A 14507-nucleotide genomic window follows, 5' to 3' on the forward strand; every position below is an offset into this window, starting at 1 on the left:
GATGTTAGCTTGCTTGCCGTGGCGGATCATCAAGACGGGACCAGGGCGGCCTACGACGGCGTCGTCGAGCTGTACGCCTCGATGTTCGCCGATCGGCGGCAGGAGACGCGGCCCTTCACGCGAGCCATGATCACCACCTTCGCCGAGCTGATCCGAGGCACCGGGAACCCGCGAGCAGCCGACGTCGGGTGCGGCCCCGGACACCTGACGGCCATGCTGCACGACCTGGGACTGGACGCCTTCGGGCTCGACCTCTCCCCGGGCATGGTCGACCATGCCCGCCGGGCCCATCCGGCGCTCCGCTTCGACGAGGCGCGCATGGAGGCCCTCCCCGTCGAGGACGGCGCGCTCGGCGGCGTACTGGCCCACTACTCGATGATCCATACCCCGCCCGGGGAATTGCCCGCGCTGCTCGCCGAGCAGGTCCGCGTCCTCGCGCCCGGGGGCCTGCTCCTGGTCTCGTTCTTCGGGACCGACGGGCCGGATCCGGTCCGCTTCGACCACAAGGTGACGCCCGCCTACAGCTGGCCGGTGGACCGGCTGGCCGATCTTCTGGCCGGAGCCGGCCTCGTCACGTTCGCCCGGCTGATCCACGACCCGGCCTCCGAACGCGGCTTCCTCGACGCCCACTTGCTGGCCCGCCGCTCCTAGGGCCTGTCGTCAAACTCCCGTCTGCCTCGCGACGCCTGGCACGCGCTCTCGCCGCACCGGGCGAAAGCCCGAGTACGTCCAGTACGCGGACTTTCGCCCGGCGCGCCGAGAGCACGCACCAGACGCCGCGCGGCCGCCCTTCGGGCGACGACGGGAGTTTGACGACAGGCCCTAGGGGGTGTTTCCCGGATCTTGCCTGGCCCGCGTCGCCCCGAGCCGCCAAGCCCACTCCACGCGTCGCACGACGGCGGCGCCGTCCACCGCACGCGTTTCCCGGTGTTAAGGTTTTGTCTGATCGATCTCGATCGCAGGATTGTTACTCCCCGAGGACGTCACCTTCGTCGCCACGCGACGTCAAGGCGGCGCGCCGCTTGAGGGGAGGCAAGGCCTGGGTAGCGCCGTGTGCGCGACCCGGGCCTTTTTTGTTGCCCGGATCCGGGCGTGAGAGATCGCGGACCGAAGCAGGATGGCAAGAGCCCCAGGATGCAAGGACGCATCATGAACACACCCGTAGCCGGACCCGGCACGCCGGCGGAGCAGATCCTCCGCGGCGTCGGCGGAGCCGGGAACATCGAGAGCCTCACGCACTGCGCGACGAGGCTGCGCTTCCAGCTCCACGACGGGGCGAAGGCCGACGTGGCCGCGCTCGATGCCCTCGACGGCGTCATGGCCACCGTTCCGCAGTCCGGTGACCGCCTGCAGATCGTGATCGGCGGAGCCGTCGCACGCGTCTACTCCGAGATCATGAACCTGCCGTCGATGAGCGGCACCGGCACGTCCGGCCCGAAGTCCGACGCCGACGTCAAGGCCGCGATGCGGGCCAAGAGCCGCGGCCGCTACGCCTGGGTCGACAACTTCTTCGAGTACCTGTCCGACTCGTTCCGCCCGCTCATGGGCGTCCTGCTGGGCTCCTCGCTCATCATCGCGATCGCCTCCGTCCTCGACGCCCTGGGCTTCGTCGACTTCCGCGCCGCGGACAAGTCCGCCACCTGGGTGTTCGTCGACGCCATGTGGCGCTCGGTGCTGTACTTCCTGCCGATCATGGTCGCCTACAACGCGGCCAAGAAGCTGAAGATCGACCCCTGGGTGGGCGCCGCCGTCATGGCCGCGGTGATGACCCCGAACTTCACGGGCATGCTCAACCCGAAGTCCGGGATCCCCGGCATCACCTGCACCACCAACGGGACCCTGGGCACCCAGGAGTGCGTGGCGCACGTCTTCGGACTGCCGATGCAGCTGAACGACTACGGCGGCCAGGTCTTCGTGCCGCTGCTGATGGTCGCCCTGCTCGCCCTGGTCTACAAGGGCCTGCAGCGCATCTTCCCGGAGGCCGTGCACCTGGTCTTCGTGCCGTTCTTCAGCATGCTGATCATGATCCCGGTCACCGCCTTCCTCATCGGCCCGCTGGGCGTCTGGGCCGGCAACGGCCTCGGTGAGGGCCTGTCCTGGCTGAACGGCAACGCCCCGATCGTCTTCGCGATCCTCATCCCGCTGCTCTACCCCTTCCTGGTGCCGCTGGGCCTGCACTGGCCGCTCAACGCGCTGATGCTGGTGAACATCAACACCCTCGGCTACGACTTCATCCAGGGCCCGATGGGCGCCTGGAACTTCGCCTGCTTCGGCGCCACCGCCGGTGTGCTGATGCTCTCGCTCCGTCACCGCGAGAAGGAGATGCGCCAGACCGCGACCGGCGCCCTGGCCGCCGGTCTGCTCGGCGGCATCTCCGAGCCGTCGCTGTACGGCATCCACCTGCGCTTCAAGCGCATCTATCCGCGCATGCTCGTGGGCTGCCTCGTGGGCGGCGTGATCGTGGGCGTCCTCGGCGGCGTGGACACCAAGGCCTTCGCCTTCACCTCCCTGCTGACCATCCCGGTCTTCTCCCCGATGGCCACCTACGGCATCGCGATCACGGCCGCCTTCTTCGTCTCGATGGCGCTCGTCTACTTCTCCGACTTCCGCACCCCGGAGGACCGCGTCCAGGCCAACGCCGAGCGCGACGCCGCCGAAGCCGTCTCCCGCGGGGAGGCCGCGGCGGCCGATGACCGCGAGCTCGTCACCGTCGGCGCCGCCACAACCGCCGCGAGCGCATCCAGCGGCTCCGTCACCAGCCCCGCCACCGCCACCGTGACCGGTGCCCCCGCCTCCACCCCCGCCCGGGGCACCGAGCTCGCCGCGCCCGTCGCGGGCCGTGTGGTCGGCCTCGACGAAGTAGGCGACCCCGTCTTCGCCTCCCGCGCACTCGGCGAAGGCGTGGGCATCGAGCCGGCCGACGGCCGCATCGTCGCCCCGGTCGACGGAGAGCTGGTCATCGTCGCCGCCACCGGCCACGCCTTCGGCATCCGTACCGCGGACGGCGTCGAGGTGCTCATCCACATCGGCATCGACACGGTGCAGATGCGGGGCGAGGGCTTCGACGTCCACGTCGAGGCCGGCCGGCAGGTCTCCGTCGGCGACCTCCTCGTCGAGGTCGACCTCGACGCCGTGCGCGCGGCGGAGCACCCGACCGTCACCCTCATGACCGTCACCAACACCGCCGACCTCACCTCGGTCGAGCCGCACACCGGGCGGAGCGTCGCAGCCGGTGCCCCCGTGGTGACCGTACGGCGGTAACGGCCGCCACCGGTCCGACGCGGGCGCGCACCACCTCGTGGGAGCGTGCCCGCGTCGGACCCGTCCGGGGGAGAGGGTGTCGTACGCACGGCAGACAATGCGGGATCATTGGGCAGAACCGGACCGCGATCGAGAAGGAGAGCAGGCGTTGAAGGCGCTGCGTGTCCTCAATAACAACGTGGTCCTCGCGCGCGACGACAAGGGCCAGGAGGTCATCCTCACCGGGCGCGGCATCGGGTTCAGCTCCCGCCAGGGCAAGCCCGTCGACCCCGCGCTGATCGTGCGCGTCTTCGTCCCGGCGGACGGCCGCGACCCCGACCACTTGAGCGAGGTCCTCTCCCTCATCGACGAAGAGGTCCTGCGGGCCGTCGTGATCGCCCTCGACGAAGCGGGCATCGAGGGGCGCGAGTCCACCCGGCCGACCCTCGCCATCGCCGTCGCCGACCACGTGGCCGGCGCGCTGGACCGGGCCGCGCGGGGCATCGTCATCGAGTACCCGCTGCGCGCGGAGGTCCAAGCGCTGTACGCCTCCGAGTACGCCCAGGCGCAGCGCCTGCTGGATGCGATCAACGAGCGCCTGGACCCGCGCCTGGGGGACTCCGAGGCGATCGCGCTCGCCCTGCACCTGGTCAACGCGGGCTTCGCCACGGGCGACCTGTCCTTCACGTACACGATGACCGGCGTCATCCAGCAGATGCTCGCCGTCGTGAGGGAGCGGTACGGGCTGTCCGTGTCCCAGGAGTCCATGAGCGCGGCGCGCTTCATCACCCACGTGCGCTACCTCTTCGTGCGCATCCAGCAGCACCGGCAGCTGAAGGGCCACGAGTCCACCATCGGCGAGGGCATCCGCCGCCACTACCCGGAGGCGACCCGCACCGCGCAGCAGTTGGCGACGATCGTCGAGCTGCGCCTGGGCGCGCACCTGAGCGAGGACGAGGTCTCCTACCTGGCCCTCCACGTGGCCCGCATGACCACCGAGCCGGACGGCGCCGCCGCGTAAGCAGGCCGGTGAGGAGGACAGCGGTACGCGATCCAGGTTCCCGCCGGTGAGCCTCACCCCGGCGGCGCGACGAGGCCGAACTCGTAGGCGAGGATCACGAGGTGGACCCGGTCACGCGCGTCGAGCTTGGTGAAGAGCCGTGCGAGGTGGGCCTTCGCGGTGGCCACGCTGATGGTGAGCTCCCCGGCGATCTCCGCATTGGACAGGCCTCGGCCGACCAGGGTCAGGACCTCGCGCTCCCGGTCCGTGATGGCGCCTGCCACCACCCGGCGGGCTCCCGGGGATCCCCCCGGCCCGACACCGGGGGAGAGCTCGGGCCGCGCCGCGAACTCCTCGATGAGACGGCGCGTGACGCTCGGCGCGATCAGGGCGTCCCCGGCGGCGACGACACGGACCCCGTCGAGGATGGACTCCAGCGGCATGTCCTTGACCAGGAAGCCGCTCGCGCCGGCGCGGAGCGCCCCGTAGACGTACTCGTCGTCGTCGAAGGTGGTGAGCACCAGCACGCGGGTCGTCGACCGCGGATCCGCGTCGATCCGTCGGGTGGCCTCGATCCCGTCCGTGCCGGGCATCCGGATGTCCATGATGGCCACGTCCGGCCGCAGCCGCGCCACCAGCTCCACGGCGTCGGAGCCGTTCCCGGCCTCCCCGACCACCTCCAGGTCGGGGGTGTCGGCGATGAGGACGCGCAGGCCCGTACGGATCAGCGGCTGGTCGTCGATCAGCACGACACGGATCACCGGCCCGCCTCCACGGGTATCGGCAGCACGGCCGCCACCCGGAAGCCGCCGTCCGGGAGCGGCCCGGCGCTGAACTCGCCGTGCAGCAGACCGACGCGCTCCCGCATGCCGACGATCCCGTAGCCGGAACCCCCGACGCCGCCCCCGCGGCCCCCGTCGACGACGTCGACGGCCAGCTCGTCACCGCGGTGGTCGACCGTCACGGTGCAGTCCCGGGTACCGGAGTGCCGCACCACGTTGGTGACCGCCTCCTGGACGATGCGGAAGGCCGCGAGATCCACGTCCGGGGGCAGTTCCCGCTGCTCCCCCCGCCGGCGGACCTCCACCCGGACACCGGCGGCCGCGCTCCGCCCCACCAGCTGGTCGAGGGCCGCCAGACCGGGGACCGGCTCCAGCGGAACGGACTCCTCCTCGCCCTTGCGCAGCGCGCCGAGCATCCGCCGCAGACCGGCGAGGGTCTCCCTGCCGGTGACCTCGATGGCGTCGAGCGCCTTGCGCGTCTCGGCGGGCTGGGTGTCCATGACCCGGCTGCCCACACCGGCCTGGATGGTGATGATGCCGATGTTGTGGGCGACCATGTCGTGCAGTTCACGGGCGATCCGCAGCCGCTCCGCGGTGACCGCCTGCCGTGTGACCTGGGCGCGCACCGTGTCCGCGTGCGCCCGGTCCTGCCGGACCGTGTTGCCGATCAGCCAGGCGATGACGACGGTCGACGCGAGCCCGGCCGGCGCCGAGGGGTTGAAGAAGGAGCCGCGGGCCAGCTGCCAGGCCGCATAGCCCGCCAGGGTGGCGACACAGAGCAGAGCGGCGGGTACCGAGACCCGCCGTGAGCGGGTCGCGGCGGCGTAGCCGACGGCCGCGTCGGCCAGCAGGAACAGGACGAACGTCGTCTCGCGCACCGCCATCCCGAGGGAGAACACGGAGCCTGCGAGCGCCACGGCCACGGCCGCCAGCGGCGCCCGGAACAGCAGCAGCGCGCCCAGGGTCGTGACGACGGCGGTGACCAGGAGCGGCGCGTCCTCGATGTTGCCGTCGTACTGGACCAGATGCCGGAGCTCGTCCGGCCGTTGCAGCATGCGTACCAGGATGAGGGTCACCCAGAGGGCACCCACCCACGCACCCGGCGGCAGGCGTCTGAGCAGGGGCGGACGAGGAGGGGCGTTCATCGGCCGATCGTATCCGCGCCCGCCCGCCGGGGCATCGGCCCGCGGACCTAATCCCCCGGGCTACCGGCGGTGCGCCACAGTGTGAACCACCGGCCGACGCGCGGACCGTGCCCGCACCGGCAGCGTGGACCCCGTGATCGAATCGACTGGACTGACCAAGCGGTACGGCGACACGGTCGCCGTCGACGACCTGACCTTCACCGTGGAACCGGGCCGGGTGACGGGCTTCCTCGGCCCCAACGGCGCCGGCAAGTCCACCACCCTGCGGATGATCCTGGGCCTCAACACGCCAACCGGCGGCACCGTCACCGTGGACGGGGTTCCCGTCGCCCACCGCCCGCGCGGACTGCGCCACGTGGGCGCGCTGTTGGACGCCCAGGACGTGCACGGCGGACGGAGCGCGCGGGCGCACCTGTCCGCCCTGGCCCGCGGCAACCGCATCCCCCTGTCCCGCGTGGACGAGGTCCTGCGGGAAGCCGGGCTGACGAAGGCGGCGGGCCGCCGGATCGGCGGGTTCTCCCTCGGGATGAAGCAGCGCCTGGGCATCGCGGGCGCCCTGCTCGGCGATCCGCCGGTGCTGCTGTTCGACGAACCCCTCAACGGCCTCGACCCCGAGGGCGTGCTGTGGGTGCGCGGTCTGTTCAAGCGGCTGGAGGCCGAGGGTCGCACGGTCTTCGTCTCCAGCCACATGATGGCCGAGATGGAGCACACCGCCGACCGGATCATCGTCATCGGCCGGGGCCGGCTGATCGCCGACGCGAGCCTGGCGGAGTTCTCAGCGCGTCACGCCACCCGGAGCGTGACGGTGCAGACCCCTGACCTCACGGCCCGGACGGCCCTGGAGGCCGTACTGGTAGCCGAGGGCGCGTCGGTGCGCCGGGAGAACGGCCCGGCGGTCCGCGTCACCGGCCTGACGGCGGCCCGGATCGGCGACCTCGCCCACCGGCACCGCATCGTGCTCCACGAACTGGCCACCCACACCTCGTCCTTGGAGTCGGCGTTCATGACCCTCACCGCCGACAGCGTCGAATACCTCGCAGGAGAACCCCGATGAGCACGCCGACCCCGTCCGGCACCAGGACCTCCGAGCGAGCGGCCGAACCCGCGGCCGGGTTCACCGACCTGCTCGCCGCGGAGTGGATCAAGATGCGCTCGCTCAGGTCGACCTACTGGGTGCTCGTCCTCAGCGCCGTGATCGCGATCGCGATCAACGTGAACGCCGTCCACTCCGACTTCCCGTACATCGACCAGCCGCACCCTGCGCTTCCCGGCGAACCTTCCTACAAGTACGACCCGTTGTTCCACGGACTGAGCAGCATCGCGGCCGATGTCATGGCACTGGCGGCGGCCGCCTTCGGGGCCATCACGGTCTTCGGCGAGTACGCCACCGGGATGATCCGCACCACGTTCGCGGCCGTCCCCGACCGGCGTGCGGTGATCACGGCCAAGGTGACCCTGGTCGCGGTGATCACGCTCGCCCTCGGTGCGATCGTCTCCGCGACCTCGTTCTTCACCATCAACGCGATGCTGGCCTCCCGCCACGTCGGGCTCTCGATCCACGACCCCGGCTGCCTGCGGGCCGTCGTGGCCTACGCGCTGGTCGTCCCGGTCTGCGCACTCATCGGGATGGCCTTCGGAGCCGTCCTACGCCATGCCACGGCCTCGATCGTCTCCGTCGTGGGGATCCTCTTCATCGTGCCCCTGCTCTTCGGTGGCGACCGGTACCGGGTCCTGAAGGAGATGGGCAACCACCTCCCGCTCGCCGCCCAGGCACGGTTGAGCCTGAACCCGGACTCCTCCACCAGTCTGGGCGCCCACCCGGGCACGATCACAGGCTCCTGGACCGCGCTCGCAGCCTGGGTGCTCGTCTCGGTGATCGTCGCCGTGACGGTCGTACGGCGCCGGGACGTCTGAGGCCAGCCTGTCAGGCTGTCAGGTTGTCAGGCCGGACGGTGCGGGGCTACGCGGCACCCGCCGCTGCCAGCACCGCGATCGGCAGGAGCAGGATCCACTGCGGCAGACGGAGCAGTGGTCTGGGCCAGCCGACGGACAGGGTGACGACCAGGAAGGCTGCCGCGTACGCGACGAAGTGCGCGGCGACGAACCACGCCACCAGGCCGGTCCCCGCCGCACCGTCCGCCTGGGCGAGGTACAGCAGGACGAGCCCGGAGAGCACCAAGTCGACGCTCACCATGTGCCAGACGGCGTGCAGGACCCGCTTGGGTTCGTCCGCGAGCCCAGAGGACAGCAGTGGGCGCACCACATCGCGGCGCCCGCCGATGATGTGCACTGCGGCCACTCCGACGGCGGTGATGCCCGCCGCGAGAAACCAGCTGTTCATCGGACCTCGATTCCCTTGGCCACGACGGTGGCCAGTCGTGTGGCCAGCTGCTCGTCAGGGTGTTCCCCGACCAGTCCCATGTGGAAGAACACGGCTCCTGCCAGGGTGTCCAGGACCAGGTCCACCGGAGTTTCGGCCGCGATCTCCCCGCGCGCCACGGCGCGTTCGAAGACGATCAGCAGCCGTTCCTTCGACGGGGCGAGGAAGTCGCCGCGGATGCGCGCCTTCAGTTCCGGATCGGCGGCGAAGTCGGCGAGCAGCCCCGGGAGCGCCGCCGCCGCGGCAGGCGCGCGGAACTCGTCGACGAGGCCCTGCAGCAGCACGGTCAGATCCCCGGCCAGCGTTCCGGTGTCCGGGGGCGGCTCGTCATCGGTGGCCGTGAAGACGGCCTCGAAGACCAACTCCGGCTTGCCCGGCCACCGCCGGTAGATCGTGTCCTTGCCGACACCGGCCCGCGCGGCCACCGCCCCGATCGAGGTCGCGGCGTAGCCGACCTCGACGACCAGCTCGGCCGTCGCACCGATGATGGCCTCGTGGGACCGGGGATCCCTGGGACGCCCTCTGGAGGGCGGAGAGGAACTCATGCATTTACCTTACGGGTCGACCCGTAAGGTAATCAAGGGGGTCGGCCCCGCAAGACCGGAGCGGGCGGCGCTACTTCACGTGCGCCCAGCTGATGCGGCAGGGGTGCTGAGCGAGATCCAGACGTCAGGAGGCAGGTCCGGCCGACCCGGTACCGGCCTGCGCTCCTCGGTCCATGCGTCGCCGGCGATCGCCGTGGCAACCCGATGCCAGAAGTGCACCGCAGCCGTGTTCGCGTCCTGGAACGCGATCTCCCACGAGCCGGGGTGCAGGGCCACGATCTCCTGAACGGCCTGCAGGCCGATCCCCGACCTTCGCGCACCGCGCACCACGAAGAAGCTGTTCAGTGCGCGCGTTGAGCCGGTCAGGCCGCGGACGAACGCGAAGCCGGCAGGTCTGTCACCGCTCGTCAGGAGGTACGGCGCCCAGTCGGACTCGGAGAAGGCTTGCTGGAGCCACTCGTCGCGGAAGGCGCCGTCAGGGTTGGGCAGCACGCCGTGGAACTCCGACAGGTCATGGCGGAACATCAGCCACAGCCGCTCCACCGTGGCGCGATCGGCAGTGGTCGCGGGGCGCATGGATGTGTCTGGCACGAGACTCCCTGGGAAGAAGGAACGGTCAACTGCGGGCGCCGCCGGCCCGGGCATGAAAAAAGCCTCCCCGGTGGACTGTGTGTCCGGCCGGAAAGGCTTGCTGCTGGCGCCCATTCTACCAGGTGGTCACCTTCGCGCCCCTTCCGGGTGGCGCCGGGGCGTTCAGTGGCGGGGGCCGCGGCGGCGGATCAGCCGCAGTACCACGCCCGCGGCGAAGAACAGCGCGCCGAATCCGAGGAGCGCGAACCCGAACCCGTCGAGGAGGTCGAGGAGTAGCCATGGTTCGGCCGGCCGGTTCAGCCACACCACGAGGAGCAGCACCCCGCCCAGGCCGAGGAGGGCCAGACCACGGGCGTACCAGGTCTGCGGGTCGCCGTTGTCGATGGGCACCCGCTCGCGGTCCGTCACCGCGACCGCCGCAGTCGCACGGCATACATGGCGGCCATGCCGAGCTGTGCGACCGCGCTGACCGCCAGAATCGCCGGCACCAACCCGCCCGGCATGACGAGCGGCTCGGGCACCACCAGCAGCCAGAACGCCAGCACCCCGCACCACGCCACCCCGGCGACGCCGGAGATCCACAGCCCTGCCTTCGGGTGCATCGGTTTCTTCGCCGTCATGGTCATTCCCCCCCCGTTTGCTTTGCGCCAGGGTAGGCGCTGAGCTCCCTGGCGACATCCCCGTTTCGGGGTGCATCTGACTCCTGTGGCGGGGGCGTGGTGGTGGGTCCGCTCATCCACCGTTCATCCACCGTCCGGACCGACGGGCGCCGCCAGTTCGTCGCCGGCCGTGGGAGCGATGCGGCGCAGGGTGCGGATCGCCGGGATCGAGAGCAGCGCCACGCAGCCCGCCAGGCAGGTGACCCCCGAGACCAGCAGCAGCCTCTCCGGGGACGCCAGCTCCGTGGCCGGCCCGGCGAGGATCTGGCCGAGGGCGATTCCGGACACCGAGCCGGCCAGCTCGTACGCGGTGACCCGGTTGAGAACCGCTGGTGGCGTGTGGGTCTGGACGCTGGTCGCCCACATCACCGACCAGAACGCCCAGGCGCCGCCACCGAGGACGTGGCCGGCCAGCAGCACCGGCAGCCCCGCGCCCAACGCCACGCAGAGCGGCAGCCCGGTGAACAGCACCATGGCGATCGCGCCGGCCGCCAGCGGCCTGGCCGGGCGCAGTCGCAGTGCCAGCAAGCCGCCGAGGACCGTTCCGACACCGAGGAAGGAGACGGCCACGCCGTAGGCGTTCGGGCCGAGCCGAGCTCCGATCAGAGCCGAGCTCAGCGGCACCAGCGGGCCGAAGAGCAGCACCCCGAAGGCCACCCAGATCAGGATAACCGCCCACATCCAGGTGCGCGAGCGGAACTCCTGCCAGCCCTGGCGCAGGTCCCGACGGAGCGAACTCCTCTTGGCGGCAGTGGAGTCGGCGGTGGAATCGGCGTCGGCATTGGCGTCGACGTCGGCGTCGGCGTCGGCCGAGGTTCCTGCGGACGTGCTCGCGGGGGCGAGCCGGATGAGCCCCAAGCACAGGGCGCTGAGCACGAAGGTGCCCGCGTCGATCGCGTAAACGGTCCCGGCACCGGTCAGCACGATCAGCAGCCCCGCCAGGGCCGGGCCGAGCAGTTGGGCGAGCGCGTCGGCGACTTTGAGCGTCGCGTTGGCGCGCTGCGGTTCTCGGGCGACCAGCGGGACCATCCCGTTCACCCCCGGCTGGAACATCGCGACGGCCGCCCCGGCCAGTGCCGCCATGCTCACCAGCAGCCAGAACGGCGGTGTCCCGGCGAAGAACGCGGCAGCCAGCACACCCTGGGTGAGCACCCGGACGAGGTCGGCGCCGACCATCATCCGGCGCGCGCCGACCCGGTCGGCGAACACCCCGCCGAACAGGACCAGGAGGACGAACGTCCCGGTCCAGGTGCCGAGGACGAAGCCGACTCCGGAAATCCCGTACAGCGGGCCGACCGCGAGGGCCGCGGCCACCGGCATCATCGCGTCGCCGACCAAGGACACCGCGCGGGCGGTGAAGTAGAGAGTGAATCGCCGGTCCCACAAGGGGGGCCTGCCGGTTGGTGCATCGCTCTGGACGCTCTGGACGCTCTGGACGGTCTGGGCCTGTGTCTGTGCGGTGGTCACAGGACGATATTGGACTGGACCAATCTCCTCATCCCAGTGTCCTGAACGACACGATGGGGTACTTTCGCGCCATGACGCCTCGTTCGCTGCCGGAATCCCCTCCGCTTCACCGGGTAGTGGCCGTGCTACAGCCCCCGCAGTCGACCTTCCCGCTCGCCTGCGCGAGCGAGGTGTTCGGCGACCACAGCCCGGCGATCCCCTCGCGCTACGCCTTCGAGGTCTGCACCGAGCACCCCGGCCCGGTGCGCACCCAGGCCGGATACGATCTGCTGGTCACGACGGGCCTGGAGGCGTTGGAGCGCGCGGACACCGTAGTGGTCCCCGGCTGGCAACAACCCGTCGGCACCGAAGTACCGGCAACGCTGATCGCAGCGGTCCTCCGCGCACACCTCCGCGGCGCGCGAGTCGTCGGCATCTGCTCGGGCGCCTTCGTACTCGCTGCCGCCGGACTGCTGGACGATCGGCGGGCCGCCACCCACTGGGCCCAGGCCCCGGAGCTGGCCGCCCGGTTCCCGCGCGTCCGGGTCGACCCCGCAGTGTTGTACGTGGACCACGGCGACGTCGCGACCAGCGCCGGATCGGCGGCCGGCGTGGACCTCTGCCTGCACCTGGTGCGCACCGACCAAGGCGCCGCGTACGCCATGCGGATCGCCCGCCAGTTGGTGATGCCGCCGCACCGCGAGGGGTGCCAGCTGCAATACGCCGAACTGCCCACCTCGGGACCGGTCACCGACTCACTGGCCCCGCTGCTGGAATGGCTGGCCGGGCGGCTGGACCAGTCGGTCAGCGTCGCCGAGATGGCGGTCCGCTCCCAGGTCTCGGCCCGCACGCTGACCCGGCGCTTCACCGAGCAGCTGGGAATCAGCCCCGGGCGCTGGCTGCTGGACCGGCGCATCGCCGCCACCCGGGCCCTGCTGGAAGAGACCGACCTGCCCGTGGAAACCATCGCGCACCGGGTAGGCCTCTCCTCGGCCGTCAACCTGCGCCGACGCTTCCACGAGGCCCTGCGCACCACACCCGCCGCCTACCGGCGCGACTTTCGAGCGGCAAGGCCGGCCGCGGGGCATCCCCTCAGGCAGGAACAGGAGCCGGTCGACCTTCGGCGTACGGGCTGATCACGACGTGAATTGGTGCCGATATCCGTACAACCCTCGGGGCCGGCCGGCAGTCAAACCCGTGCAGTAGACCAGATGTAACGCACGGGGGAGACCGGTGAACAGCTTCAAGAGTCCCATGACGGCCGTCGGCACGGCAGCCGCATCCGGGGCCGTGGGTGCATCGGCGCCCCGCGCCGCCGGCGTGGCAGCGGGCGACGCCCCGGGGGCCACCTCGCCGGTGGTCGGAGTGAAGAAGGCCGTCTCCCCGGTCACGCTTCGCACGGCGGCGCTCACCGGTCTCCTGGCCACCGCCCTCACTGGCTGTGGACTCCTGGGAGGCTCGGGCGACTACGCGGACGGCGCCATGACGGCCGGCGGTGGCGGGCGCTCCTTCACCGTGGCCGCGGCCGGCGACATCCTGATCCACCCCCAGCTGATCGATCAGGCCGCCCGGGACGCGAAGGCCGACGGCCGGTCCGGGTACGAGTTCGACAAGATCATGGCGGGCGTGAAACCCGTCATCAGCAAGGCGGACCTCGGCATCTGCCACATGGAACCGGTCCTCGGAAAGCCCGGCGGCCCCTTCCAGAGCTACCCGGACTTCCTGGTTCCGCCGCAGATCGCGACCACGATCAAGAACATCGGGTACGACACCTGCTCGACGTCCTCCAACCACTCCCTCGACCACGGCCCCGAGGGCGTGTACCGCACGCTGGACACCCTCGACAAAGCGGGCCTGAAGCACACCGGCTCCGCCCGCAACCAGGCCGAAGCCGACAAGCCGCTGATCATGGACGTCAAGGGCGTCAAGGTGGCACAGCTCTCCTACGCCTTCGGGTTCAACGGCCGGGAATTGCCGAAGGACAAGCCGTGGCTGGCCAACCTGAACGACTTCGACAAGATCGCCGCCGCCGAGACGGCCGCCCGCAAGGCGGGCGCCGAGGTCGTGATCCTGTCGATCCACTGGGGCCGTGAGCACCAGCCCAACGCGAGCAAGCCCCAGCTCAAGCTCGCCCGCCAGCTCGCCGAGAAGACCGGGATCAACCTGGTCATCGGACACCACGCGCACGTGGTCCAGCCCTTCGAGAAGGTCGACGGCACCTGGATCGCGTACGGCCTCGGCAACCAGCTCGCCCGCCATGACGTGCCCACCGGCCTGACCGAAGAAGGCGCCATCGGCTGGTTCGAGTTCGCCGAGAAGGGCGGCAAGTGGGACGTGCAGGCCCGGTTCGTGCCGACCTTCACCGACATCCCGCCGGACCCCGAGGCCACACAGGACGGCGCCGCAGCCGGGGTCGAGATCAAGCCCGTACGCGACCACCGCCTGGTCGACGTGGCCGAAGCACTCCGCAACGACGGGAACCTGCTGCCCGAGCAGCGGTCCCGCTACCGCGTGGCCTTCGAACGCACCGTGGGCACGGTCATGAACCGAGGCGCCGCCGAGGACGGTCTGCGCCCCCTGCAGGAACTCCCGGGCTGATCTTCCCCGCCAGGCCCGTCCCTTCGGGTCCTGCCTGGCCGAACGGCCTGGGCCCGGCCGGACGGCCTGGGCCCGGCCGGCCTTCGGCGCGCCCGCATGACAGCCGCGCCAGGACCCTTTG

General features: G+C 71.1%; 15 protein-coding genes. 7 read left to right on the forward strand and 8 right to left on the reverse strand.

Features of this window, described 5'->3' with window-relative positions; all coding sequences use genetic code 11:
- The first annotated feature begins 18 nt into the window (after positions 1–18).
- The 3 genes from AC3IYI_RS38285 (at position 19) to AC3IYI_RS38295 (ending at position 4261) form a co-directional block, all read left to right on the forward strand.
- Positions 19–651 (forward strand): class I SAM-dependent methyltransferase, encoded by a 633-nt coding sequence (locus AC3IYI_RS38285; RefSeq protein WP_489408032.1) that lies wholly within the window; start codon positions 19–21, stop codon positions 649–651.
- Between the two features lie 498 nt (positions 652–1149).
- Positions 1150–3261 carry a glucose PTS transporter subunit IIA gene (locus AC3IYI_RS38290; RefSeq protein WP_489408033.1) on the forward strand — a complete coding sequence of 704 codons (2112 nt, stop codon included), beginning with the start codon at positions 1150–1152 and terminating at the stop codon, positions 3259–3261.
- Positions 3262–3409: 148 nt separating this feature from the next.
- Complete coding sequence (locus tag AC3IYI_RS38295; protein WP_489408034.1) at positions 3410–4261, forward strand: PRD domain-containing protein; 852 nt, start codon at positions 3410–3412, stop codon at positions 4259–4261.
- A 53-nt stretch (positions 4262–4314) separates the two neighbouring features.
- On the opposite strand, the gene AC3IYI_RS38300 is transcribed toward AC3IYI_RS38295, so the two are convergent.
- Complete coding sequence (locus tag AC3IYI_RS38300) at positions 4315–5001, reverse strand: response regulator (RefSeq protein ID WP_489408035.1); 687 nt, start codon at positions 4999–5001, stop codon at positions 4315–4317.
- The gene (locus AC3IYI_RS38305) at positions 4998–6167 is read right to left on the reverse strand and encodes a sensor histidine kinase (RefSeq protein WP_489408036.1); all 1170 of its coding nucleotides are present in this window, start codon (positions 6165–6167) and stop codon (positions 4998–5000) included. The genes AC3IYI_RS38300 and AC3IYI_RS38305 overlap by 4 nt, the downstream gene beginning before the upstream one ends.
- Positions 6168–6300: 133 nt before the next feature.
- On the opposite strand from AC3IYI_RS38305, the gene AC3IYI_RS38310 reads away from it, so the two are divergent.
- Both AC3IYI_RS38310 and AC3IYI_RS38315 read left to right on the forward strand, forming a co-directional pair.
- A complete protein-coding gene (locus AC3IYI_RS38310) occupies positions 6301–7221 on the forward strand; it encodes an ABC transporter ATP-binding protein (RefSeq protein ID WP_489408037.1) in 921 nt (306 codons plus the stop codon).
- Complete coding sequence (locus AC3IYI_RS38315) at positions 7218–8081, forward strand: ABC transporter permease (RefSeq protein WP_489408038.1); 864 nt, start codon at positions 7218–7220, stop codon at positions 8079–8081. Before AC3IYI_RS38310 ends, AC3IYI_RS38315 begins: the two co-directional genes overlap by 4 nt.
- 46 nt (positions 8082–8127) lie before the next feature.
- Here AC3IYI_RS38315 and AC3IYI_RS38320 read toward each other — a convergent pair whose 3' ends face one another.
- From AC3IYI_RS38320 to AC3IYI_RS38345, 6 genes are all read right to left on the reverse strand, one after another.
- A complete protein-coding gene (locus AC3IYI_RS38320; protein WP_489408039.1) occupies positions 8128–8508 on the reverse strand; it encodes a hypothetical protein in 381 nt (126 codons plus the stop codon).
- Positions 8505–9092, reverse strand: coding sequence for a TetR/AcrR family transcriptional regulator (locus AC3IYI_RS38325; RefSeq protein WP_489408040.1), 588 nt, complete (start codon positions 9090–9092; stop codon positions 8505–8507). Before AC3IYI_RS38325 ends, AC3IYI_RS38320 begins: the two co-directional genes overlap by 4 nt.
- A gap of 75 nt (positions 9093–9167) precedes the next feature.
- Positions 9168–9683, reverse strand: coding sequence for a GNAT family N-acetyltransferase (locus AC3IYI_RS38330; protein ID WP_489411817.1), 516 nt, complete (start codon positions 9681–9683; stop codon positions 9168–9170).
- A gap of 162 nt (positions 9684–9845) precedes the next feature.
- A complete protein-coding gene (locus AC3IYI_RS38335) occupies positions 9846–10091 on the reverse strand; it encodes a hypothetical protein (RefSeq protein ID WP_489408041.1) in 246 nt (81 codons plus the stop codon).
- Positions 10088–10303 (reverse strand): hypothetical protein, encoded by a 216-nt coding sequence (locus AC3IYI_RS38340; protein ID WP_489408042.1) that lies wholly within the window; start codon positions 10301–10303, stop codon positions 10088–10090. Before AC3IYI_RS38340 ends, AC3IYI_RS38335 begins: the two co-directional genes overlap by 4 nt.
- Before the next feature lie 123 nt (positions 10304–10426).
- Positions 10427–11809, reverse strand: a complete 1383-nt coding sequence (locus tag AC3IYI_RS38345) for an MFS transporter (protein ID WP_489408043.1) — start codon at positions 11807–11809, stop codon at positions 10427–10429.
- Positions 11810–11880: 71 nt separating this feature from the next.
- Between AC3IYI_RS38345 and AC3IYI_RS38350 the strand changes: the two genes are divergently transcribed.
- Together AC3IYI_RS38350 and AC3IYI_RS38355 are read left to right on the forward strand one after the other, a co-directional pair.
- On the forward strand, positions 11881–12924 hold the full coding sequence (locus AC3IYI_RS38350; RefSeq protein ID WP_489408044.1) for a GlxA family transcriptional regulator: 1044 nt from the start codon (positions 11881–11883) through the stop codon (positions 12922–12924).
- Between the two features lie 97 nt (positions 12925–13021).
- Positions 13022–14386, forward strand: a complete 1365-nt coding sequence (locus tag AC3IYI_RS38355) for a CapA family protein (RefSeq protein ID WP_489408045.1) — start codon at positions 13022–13024, stop codon at positions 14384–14386.
- The last annotated feature ends 121 nt before the right edge of the window (positions 14387–14507 follow it).

Source organism: Streptomyces sp. GL_148, from assembly GCF_057834205.1.

Bases quoted from the DNA above. Each gene is read 5' to 3' on its own strand.
- AC3IYI_RS38320 (WP_489408039.1), bottom strand. From the start codon at position 8,508: ATGAACAGCTGGTTTCTCGCGGCGGGCATCACCGCCGTCGGAGTGGCC.
- AC3IYI_RS38340 (WP_489408042.1), bottom strand. From the start codon at position 10,303: ATGACGGCGAAGAAACCGATGCACCCGAAGGCAGGGCTGTGGATCTCC.
- AC3IYI_RS38350 (WP_489408044.1), top strand. From the start codon at position 11,881: ATGACGCCTCGTTCGCTGCCGGAATCCCCTCCGCTTCACCGGGTAGTG.
- AC3IYI_RS38325 (WP_489408040.1), bottom strand. From the start codon at position 9,092: ATGAGTTCCTCTCCGCCCTCCAGAGGGCGTCCCAGGGATCCCCGGTCC.
- AC3IYI_RS38305 (WP_489408036.1), bottom strand. From the start codon at position 6,167: ATGAACGCCCCTCCTCGTCCGCCCCTGCTCAGACGCCTGCCGCCGGGT.
- AC3IYI_RS38290 (WP_489408033.1), top strand. From the start codon at position 1,150: ATGAACACACCCGTAGCCGGACCCGGCACGCCGGCGGAGCAGATCCTC.
- AC3IYI_RS38315 (WP_489408038.1), top strand. From the start codon at position 7,218: ATGAGCACGCCGACCCCGTCCGGCACCAGGACCTCCGAGCGAGCGGCC.